An 8,600-nucleotide genomic window follows, 5' to 3' on the forward strand; every position below is an offset into this window, starting at 1 on the left:
CGTGTGGGGTGGCGCCTCGGCAAGGTGCTGATTCGGCTGTAGTTCTAGGGTTTGCCGGCTGCTGTGGGGTCACTGGCGGAGAGGGTGGGACTCTGGGTCTACCTAGGAAAATCAGATGGTTATCGCCTGCTCGTGGGCCGGAATGTATCACCCAGATGGACGCCGGACAAGCGGGCATCGTCCTGTGTCGATAGCCACGCAGTTCCGTCGCACCTCCCTATGCCTCAAACGGACCGCGCATCGACTGCCGAAACTTAGCGTCTTCGCGGGCCTCAGCCGAATCCATCTCTATGCGGTCAAGACTGCGGCGCATTTCATTGGCGATCATTATGAGGTCCGCGCGCGCATCCTCCGCCCTGGTGTGGTCCTTCCGCAGCGCTGCGGCGATGTCGCCCAACAGGTAAATGACGCTAAAGGCGGCGGCGACCATGACCCATTGGAACTGTGTGAAATCAGGCAACGCGGCCTCCACAGATCACTTCACCGGCCGACCCGGCGAGTAACAATTGGCCGGTCAGATGGGCGTCCGCAAGTTCCTGTGGCCACAACACGATCTGACAGCAATCCGAGCGGTGTGTGGGGTTACCCGTTAGGGACCCGGAAAGGGGTGGGGGGTGTTTCTGGGGAAAATCGAAGGCCCCGGGGGTCGGCGAGGGACAATAACAAGAACAACCCCTTTACCCGTCTTTTTGAAGCGCGATCCGCGAAGCCCCCGGGGGTCCCGTTCTGCACCATCGCGCTGCGTCGGTGGCCTGTCTCCCAGGCGCGCCGGTTCACTGTCGAGCGGCGAAGGGAACGCAGCGGGTCGTGTCGCACCGTGCCGAGGCGCGCGACTTCGGAGGGAACTGACACACGGGCGGCCCAGGCGAACGCCTCGTCTATGTCGTTTGCATTCATCGTTCGTTGAAGGCTGTTGACATGGCCAGGTCGGGGACTCAGAGTGGCGTCACCCGAAAGGAACGCGACCATGACCAGCGCCCCCGCCACCGACACACCGGCCACCAAGGGTCGCTCTTTCGTGGCGTATGTCCGGGTCAGCACCGAACGGCAGGGGCGCAGCGGTCTCGGCCTGGAGGCGCAGCGGGCGGCTATCGACGCCTTCCTCCGCCCTGGTGACCGCCTTCTGGCCCCGGTGTTCGTTGAGGTCGAGAGTGGCCGGCGCGAGGATCGCCCCGAGCTAGCCGCAGCCTTCGCGCGCTGCCGTGCGACCGGCGCGACCCTCCTAATTGCCAAGCTGGATCGCCTGGCGCGCGACGTCCACTTCATCTCCGGCCTGATGAAGCAGGGCGTTCCCTTCATCGCTACCGATTTCCCAGAGACCGACCCGTTCATGCTGCACATCCGCGCATCCGTGGCGGAGGACGAAGCCCGGCGTATCTCACAGAGGACGAAGGCCGCATTGGCCGCAGCGAAGGCCCGGGGCGTGAAGTTGGGCGGCGACAGGGGCCACCGTCCGGCGACCGCAGAGGGCATCCGCAAGGGCGCAGAGGCGTCCGCCGAGTCCAGGGCGCGCAAGGCTGGTCACCATGCCCACGGTGTCCTGCCGGTGATCGCGGAGCTTCGAAACGAAGGGTTCACCAGCCTGAACCAGCTTGCGGCGGCCCTCACTGCGCGGGGCGTGGCGTCCCCAAGGGGCGGCGCATGGACCGCCACCACCGTGAAGCGGGCGCTGGCGCGGGTGGCCGAATAGGCGGTTAGCGGAGGGTCGCGGAGGGAGTTTCCGAGTCGCATCAATGCTTTGAGCCCCACAGTTGAGCGACAGTAAGTGTGCCGTAAACAGAATACCTGTGCCAACTTGAGCGGATTTATTTGCGATTTCTTCGATTAGGACTTCACAATCTCCCGCCCTCGACTTAGCTTCGATCAGTCGCAGCCGATCTGCGCGCGTCGTCCGTTGGAATGTATCCAAGAGAAGTGTCTTCTTGAAAGAAAAGTGCGTCGTTGTGCGAGTGGAACCGCGCGCGAAGGCAACCTGTCGTCCCCACCAAGGGTCCCCGTCCGCCCCCTTTGAAGGAATTGACCAGCATGTCCGCCCCCACCGCCGATGCCACCAACTGGGCCACCGATGCCGTCACGCCGACTGGCGTCGCCACGATCTGGGCCACGCAGCGCCCGGGGTGGGTCCCGAGCCGCCCCGACTGGACCTTCGAACCGGCGACCGCCGATGACCGCGTGCCCTATCTCGGCGTCCTGCCCCGCCCGCCGGCTGACAGCACGTCCTATGCCTTCCAAGTGGTCATGGTCGAGGGACGCTTCCTGGCACTAGAGGGCGCCGTCTCGACCATCGGCTCGTTCGACACGCTGGCCGCCGCCCTGACCGCCGGAGCGGATTTCGCCGAGGGTGTCGAGGCGGAGACCGCAGCGGCGGCGTAACGCCCCGAACGCCCGTTCCCTGACATAGGCCCCGCGCCTTCTGTGAGCCCCGCCAGCGGCCTTTAGGGTCATCTGGCGGGGCTTCTGCATGTCCGCCCCGGGGTGTCCCAGCGGACGTCTGCGGAGTCCTGCGGGGGTCCTGACCCTGCGTCTTGCGCCGGGGTGGCGGCTGTCGGTCCACCTCGCGACCCTGCCGGCGAGTTACCCACCGCCCACTGACTAAGGTGCTCAATCGGCGAGCAACCTGTCGACCCCCGAGTAACCCTACGACTACAGCCGGGGTGCCCATTGGGGCAACCAGTAACCCTACCCCTACTGACCAGGGTGCCCATTCGCCTCTGCGTCGCCGCGATCCTGTCGTGCGCCTCCGGCCACCTCAAACCGAAAGACATCCTCCATGACATCCGCAATGAACGCCGCCGGGACCCTCCCGGTGGTGCTGCCGCATGTGCAGTCCCCGTCCGTCACCGATGCGCCCAGCGCGGCCCGGAAGTGGCGCCCGAACTTCGATAAGAAGGCCCCGAAGGTCTGGTGCCCGGAGAAGGCACGGACCCTCAAGATGTATCCGAAGACGGCCGAAGCCTATGAGGCGATGCGCCAGCGGAACCGTGAGGCCCTCGCGCAGACCCGCGCCACCGGCAAGCTGGTCCGCACCGGGGTTCCCAATGGATGGTCGGGGCGGAAGCCCGAACTCGCCACGATTCAGGCGCAGGCCGCAGAGGAAGGCCGGGCGGTGGTGGCCGCAGCGCGCCACGTCTGCATTCTCGACGAGGAAGACGACCCGCGGGCGGCGGAGGCCCTGGAGACTATCTGCGAAATCCTCCGCAACAAGACGGTGAACACGCGGCATCGCGTCGTCGCCGCTCGGCTGCTTCTGGATTTCCTCATGTTGCAGCCGGTGTCCCGCCAGCAGGCCAGCCCGACCGCCGAGGCTGTCCTGTCGACACTGCTGAAAGTCGCCAGCCTGGCCCCCATCCCGACCAGCATCCCCACCACCGCCATCGGAGGCACCGCCCATGCCGATCATTGAAGTCGAACATGGCGGCACCATGCGACGGCTTGAGGTCGAGGGAGACTTCCTCCGGCTGTCGCCCCAAGACCAGGTCTCCGCCGCGTCACAGGCCCTTGGTGGGTTCGGGCAGGGCGCGCAGGGCCGCAGCGGGACCATAGAGGTTGAGATCGAGGGCATTCCGCGTCCGGTGCGGGTCGATGCGGCCTTCCGTGCCCTCTCTCCCGAGGCGCAGGGCGCGACCGTGGACGACATCCGGAGAACCTGGGATGCCCGCCAGCGCCCGCCACCCGACACGTCCACCGGATCGGCGCTGCGTTCTGGCGTCGCCGGTATGGCCCAGGGCTTCGGGAGGACCATCGGCCTAGCCGGGGCACCGGAGACCGGGGCGGATATTGCCGGAGCGGTGGACGCGCCGAGAAACTATCAGTCCGCAACGGGCGAGGTCGTCGAGGGCGTCCGTAACTGGGACTTTGGCCGGGTCGCCCAGAACGTCCCGAGGATGGTCGTCGAGCAACTCCCCGACATGGGCGGAACGCTGGCGGCAGGACGGGCCGGTGCAATGCTTGGCGCGCCGATGGGTCCATGGGGTGTCGCGGCGGGTGGCCTGGCCGGCGCGGGCGTTTACACCTTCGGCCGCAACCTTGGGGACAATGCCCATGCCAGGGCGGCGAACAGCGGCCGCGAGGCCCCCACCACCGCCGACATGGTGTCCGCCCTCCCCGGCACCGCGGCGCAGGCGGCTCTAGGCGCGGTCGGAGCGCGCGGTCTCGGCGTGCCGGCCCCCGCGGCGCCGCTGAGTGTTCCCGTGGGTGCCGCCGGTCGTCTGCGGGTTGCCACCACCGCATCCGCGCGGGAGGGCGCAACGGAGGTCGCGGAGGACATCGTGGGCCAGACCGGCCAGACCCTCGGCACGGATCGCGGCCTTGACGTCGACCCTGCGCAGGCCCTCGCGGCAGGCATTGGCGGGACGGCGACCCGGGGCGCTATCAGCATGCCGGGCGCTGTCGTCCGGGGCGGCGCTGAGAGCGTCGTCATGGCATCGGCGCGGCGGATGGTCGGGGACATGACCCAGGACGAGGCCGCTTCCTTCGTCCGCGTCGCCGAGATGATGGACCGACACGGGGAGGCCGCGCAGCGGGTCACCGGCCGGGCCGTTCCTCCGGATGAACTGCTGAACGGCTTGCGCGGTGAATTGGGCGCCGAGGTCCGCGGCATCCTGCGATCCGCTGAACACGAAGGGTGGATCGACCGCGACCAGCGCGACGAACTGAGGGAGGTCTTCGAGTCCGCCCTCAGACACAACCGGGCGCTGGTGGATGGGGAAGACGATGGGGCCGGGCCTTTGGGTCTGGCGCGGATCGACGACCTTCAAGCCCCTGCGCAGTTCAAGGCGACACTGCGCACCGCATTCCGCGATCTGGACACGTTGTCTGTCGCGGCGCGGAAGAAGAACCTCACCGGTCCATTCGAGCGTCTCTTCGACATCGCAGGGCGCGGCGCAGGGATCGCGGCAGGTGCGGCGATTGGTGGAGGCTATGGTCTTGTGCATGGGGCCTTGGGCGCGGTCGTCGGGAACCCGGTCGGTGCCCGTATCGGCGGCACCATCGGCAGGGCGGTGGACAGGGCGGCGGGGACGCAACTCCCCCTCGCCTTACTCGCTCGCCAGCGCGCGCAATCCGTGTTGGCCGGTGCTGACCCGGGCGACACTCGCGCGATGATCGGAGAGACCCGCCGCACGCTGGCGGATGGTCGTCTGTCCGCTCGTGCCGCTGTCGGCTTGCCGATTGACCGGGCTTCCATGTCTCCGCAGGTGGCCGCTGCGTCCGCACGCGCAGAGGCCGCCAGGACGACGCAGGAAGCCCTCACAGAGGCACCGGCCACACCACTAACCGAAGACCCCTCGGCGCCTCTGGCGAGTCCCCCAGAGTCGCCTGTGACGACCTCTGCGCCATCCGTGCCGCGCTCTCGGATGCCGGCAGGCTGGCAGTTCGGCATCCAGCGTTTTGCCTTCACGGAACGCAACGGGGTCGTGCTGCATGCTGGCGATGTCGAAGCCGCACTCGGGAGACTTGAAGACCGGGGCGTGTTCACCACCGACGAAGCGGCTGCGATTCGTGCATCCTCGGAGCGCATCCCGCCCCGGTGGCAGCAAGAGATAACGGCGGAGGCCCTTGAAGCCGCTGGCGTCGATCCGAGGAACCCCTTCGCGGGTCAGGGGCCGGGCGGTGGTGGTGGGACGATCCGCAATCCTGCCGCGTGGCAGTCTGCCGCGTCCTCATACCAAGCCGCCGCGGCGCGCGCCGTTCGTGCCGGACTGGAAGCGGGAGACCACGAGCTTGTCGAACTGGCCGGCGAGTTCTCCACCGCAACCCAGACCGATCTTCCTTGGGCGATGCGGGTGTTCAAGGCTTCGGCGCTGGTCAGTGCTGCGCCGGACCCTGTGACCCAGGCGAGGCGGAAGGCATTGCTCGCGCCGCTTCTCAAGGAACGGAACTAGCGGGCGGGTGGAAGGGAGGCCATGGCGTTCTTGCCTCCTTGGCAGGGGCGCGACCCTTCCGCCGACGACGCCTCGCCTTTGAAGTCGGTAGACCCAGCATAGCGTTTATCTCGGCGACGGCCTTCCGGGCGTCGCGAAGGTGCATCATGGCGAAGATCCAGGGGTTCGACCATTTAAGGACCTCCTTCCCGAACTCCGCCAGGTCCACACCAAGCGCATCGGCCAGCACCACGCAACGCGCCGGGGGCGGGAAGCTTCGTCCGACCTCAATCGAAGAGATGGCCGATATGGTCACGTCTGTGAGGTTGGCGAGTTCGCGCTGAGTGAGGCCGCGCGCAAGCCGCACGTCGCGGAAATACTGTCCGAACCCCACTCGATAGACGGCGCCGAGACTCTGAAAGCCGAGGGGAGCGTGACCTACCAGCATCCGAGGTTCCTTCGCGTCCGGTTTCAAAAAGCGGTGGCGCCACATAGTGACTCCGCTCCGACGCCGCAACGGCCATTCGTCGTCATCGCGCCGTCTTCACACATTGGCGCCACCGCGCGCCACCACACAGGAAATCCACATGTCCGATATCGAACCGCGCGCTGATGGCGCCGCGCTGCCGCCTGATGTCCTGACCACCGACGAAGCCGAAGGCGAAAAGCGCCATCGCCGCTTCATGGGCCGCCGCGATCTCGATCAAGACCCGAAGGTTCGCTTCACGATGGAACGCGGAGGCCGCGTCGCACACGTCGCCCTGTCGGGCCGTCACGGCATGGGGAAAGAGATGCAGATGGATGCCGAAGACTGGCACCGCGTGGCGGAGGAATACGGGAGGGGCTGGGCGCTGGTCCCGGGTGCGAGCGGGCGCTTCGATGTCTGTTCCGGTCGGACCGCACTCGCGTCACTCACGGGTCAGTCCGGGGGGACACCCCGTGCAAATCTCTCGCGCCTCATGATGGATGCACGACCGGATCAGGTCGTGACCTTCGTCGACCGCGACAAGCTGAACCTGCGGCGGAACAACCTCCAGGTCGTGGGCCGTAAGGATTGGCTGCGCGCGATCCGGACTGACCGCAAAGCCCACTGACCGACTTCACTTCCCGTATGGGGCTGCATCGCCCCCGTCCCAATCCCATCGGTGACCGGCAGAGGAACGTAGAAGCCATGAGTTCGTCTGCCGGTGTGTCGAACGTGCCTGAACTCCAAGACTGTCTTGAAGATATCAGACACGCACGGAGGGGACCGGAAGGGGGTATCTGGGAACGAAACTTGAGCGCCTTCGCGCCACCACCGTCCGGAAAGCCCAGCGCGGCCGCCCTGACCACCGCGAAGTTCCTCTCCCTGTCGTCTCAGGCGGCGACCCCCGGAGCCGTGGCGCTGGTCTCCGCCGTGGTGGAGCACATGGCGTCGGCCGTCGACCAAGACCGCCAGAACACCCGGCGCGAGGTCGGCATGACCAAGCTGCGCGGCGCCGTGGGGGCCATCGTCGGGGGCTTGCTGCGGCACTGGTCAGACGACGGAGGTCCGCACCTGGCATTCCGGTCTCTGACAAAGGACAGCTTCACAGGGGCGGCGGTGGGGTTCCGCCAGTTCAGCGCAGCGATGGACGCCATGGGGCGGAGCGGGCTTGCCGCGCGCGCCGCGGGGATCGCCTTTGAGGTCGGCGGGTTCGGCCCCGGCGACCCGGCCAGTTTCGCGCGGATGGCGGGCCGGATGTGGCCTTCTGTGACGCTGCTAGACCTCGCCACCGCGCACGGCATCACGCCGGACAACGTCCGCACCCATTTCGTCCGCGTTCCGTCTTCGGTGGTGCCGAAGGTCCGGGCGGTGGTGGAGCTTCGCGCGCTTTCGACGGGCCGCGTGGGTTGCGCCAAGGTCAAAGCCCTTGTGCCTCTCTCGCCGGAAGACCGGGAGGCGGCGGCGCTGCGGCACGATGTGGAAGCCCAGAACGCCTTCGCCGAGGCCACCCCAGTGACAGGCTGCACGCCGCCCCGGTGGCGCCGCATCTTCCACGGCTCGCTTGCATTGGGGGGCCGCTGGTATGCGAGCGGCGAGGACTCGTATCAGCAGATGAACGGCGCGGCGCGCGTGTCGACCATCCTCATAGCCGGGGAGCCCACGGTGGAGATTGACGTCAGGGCCTCATTGTTCACCGTCCTGGCAGGGCTGGCCGGTCAGCCTCTCGACCCCGCCGCGGACCCTTACGCTGTTCCCGGGGTGCCCCGCGCCGCCGTCAAGGCATGGGTCGTGGCCTCGCTCGGCAAGGGGTCGCCGGTCGTGCGCTGGTCTGACCGGGCGCTATCGGAAGGCGCAGAGGGCGACCCGAAGGCCCTGGGCGCCGCCCTGACCGCCCGCTATCCGTTCCTGATGGACCCTGCGGCGGTCGTGCCTGACGACCTGGCGGAGGGGCTGGGCGTGTCCCGTAAGGGCATCCTCCCGCACCTTCTGACCGGCCTTGAGGCGCGCGCGATGACTGCCGCCATGCGGGAGCTTCGGGAGGGGCACGGGGTCTTGGCGCTGCCGGTGCATGACAGCCTAATTGTTCCGGCGACGGCAGAGGGTGGGGCCGTGGTGGCCCTGCGAAGCGCCTTTGTGGAGACGTGCGGGGCGGCGGGGTTGGTCGTCCGGCGGGCCTCCTAGCCCGCATAATTCATGAAGGCTGCTGGATGGCGCGGACGGGGGCGGCCGGCGCTGTAAGGGAGACGCGGTCGCGTTCGATCCCCTCCGGCGCT

8 protein-coding genes are annotated in these 8,600 nt (G+C 67.7%); 6 read left to right on the forward strand and 2 right to left on the reverse strand.

The window, feature by feature from the left end:
* Positions 1-217: 217 nt before the first annotated feature.
* Complete coding sequence (locus JJQ90_RS13755) at positions 218-460, reverse strand: hypothetical protein (protein ID WP_216876264.1); 243 nt, start codon at positions 458-460, stop codon at positions 218-220.
* 507 nt (positions 461-967) lie between these two features.
* On the opposite strand from JJQ90_RS13755, the gene JJQ90_RS13760 reads away from it, so the two are divergent.
* From JJQ90_RS13760 to JJQ90_RS13775, 4 genes are all read left to right on the forward strand, one after another.
* A complete protein-coding gene (locus JJQ90_RS13760) occupies positions 968-1,690 on the forward strand; it encodes a recombinase family protein (protein ID WP_216876265.1) in 723 nt (240 codons plus the stop codon).
* 335 nt (positions 1,691-2,025) lie between these two features.
* Entirely contained in the window at positions 2,026-2,373 is a 348-nt protein-coding gene (locus tag JJQ90_RS13765; protein WP_216876266.1) for a hypothetical protein, read from the forward strand.
* A gap of 409 nt (positions 2,374-2,782) precedes the next feature.
* Positions 2,783-3,403 carry a hypothetical protein gene (locus tag JJQ90_RS13770; RefSeq protein WP_216876267.1) on the forward strand — a complete coding sequence of 207 codons (621 nt, stop codon included), beginning with the start codon at positions 2,783-2,785 and terminating at the stop codon, positions 3,401-3,403.
* Positions 3,390-5,882, forward strand: a complete 2,493-nt coding sequence (locus JJQ90_RS13775) for a hypothetical protein (RefSeq protein ID WP_216876268.1) — start codon at positions 3,390-3,392, stop codon at positions 5,880-5,882. The genes JJQ90_RS13770 and JJQ90_RS13775 overlap by 14 nt, the downstream gene beginning before the upstream one ends.
* Here the strand turns inward: JJQ90_RS13775 and JJQ90_RS27635 are convergent.
* Positions 5,866-6,354, reverse strand: coding sequence for a helix-turn-helix domain-containing protein (locus JJQ90_RS27635; protein ID WP_216876269.1), 489 nt, complete (start codon positions 6,352-6,354; stop codon positions 5,866-5,868). The two genes, JJQ90_RS13775 and JJQ90_RS27635, sit on opposite strands and share 17 nt — an antisense overlap.
* Positions 6,355-6,448: 94 nt before the next feature.
* On the opposite strand from JJQ90_RS27635, the gene JJQ90_RS13785 reads away from it, so the two are divergent.
* Together JJQ90_RS13785 and JJQ90_RS13790 are read left to right on the forward strand one after the other, a co-directional pair.
* On the forward strand, positions 6,449-6,955 hold the full coding sequence (locus tag JJQ90_RS13785) for a hypothetical protein (protein WP_216876270.1): 507 nt from the start codon (positions 6,449-6,451) through the stop codon (positions 6,953-6,955).
* A 182-nt stretch (positions 6,956-7,137) separates the two neighbouring features.
* On the forward strand, positions 7,138-8,508 hold the full coding sequence (locus JJQ90_RS13790) for a hypothetical protein (protein WP_216876272.1): 1,371 nt from the start codon (positions 7,138-7,140) through the stop codon (positions 8,506-8,508).
* The last annotated feature ends 92 nt before the right edge of the window (positions 8,509-8,600 follow it).

Source organism: Falsiroseomonas oleicola, assembly GCF_019029495.1.
Taxonomy (GTDB): domain Bacteria; phylum Pseudomonadota; class Alphaproteobacteria; order Acetobacterales; family Acetobacteraceae; genus Falsiroseomonas; species Falsiroseomonas oleicola.

Bases quoted from the DNA above. Each gene is read 5' to 3' on its own strand.
- JJQ90_RS13765 (WP_216876266.1), top strand. From the start codon at position 2,026: ATGTCCGCCCCCACCGCCGATGCCACCAACTGGGCCACCGATGCCGTC.
- JJQ90_RS27635 (WP_216876269.1), bottom strand. From the start codon at position 6,354: ATGTGGCGCCACCGCTTTTTGAAACCGGACGCGAAGGAACCTCGGATG.
- JJQ90_RS13760 (WP_216876265.1), top strand. From the start codon at position 968: ATGACCAGCGCCCCCGCCACCGACACACCGGCCACCAAGGGTCGCTCT.
- JJQ90_RS13770 (WP_216876267.1), top strand. From the start codon at position 2,783: ATGAACGCCGCCGGGACCCTCCCGGTGGTGCTGCCGCATGTGCAGTCC.
- JJQ90_RS13785 (WP_216876270.1), top strand. From the start codon at position 6,449: ATGTCCGATATCGAACCGCGCGCTGATGGCGCCGCGCTGCCGCCTGAT.
- JJQ90_RS13775 (WP_216876268.1), top strand. From the start codon at position 3,390: ATGCCGATCATTGAAGTCGAACATGGCGGCACCATGCGACGGCTTGAG.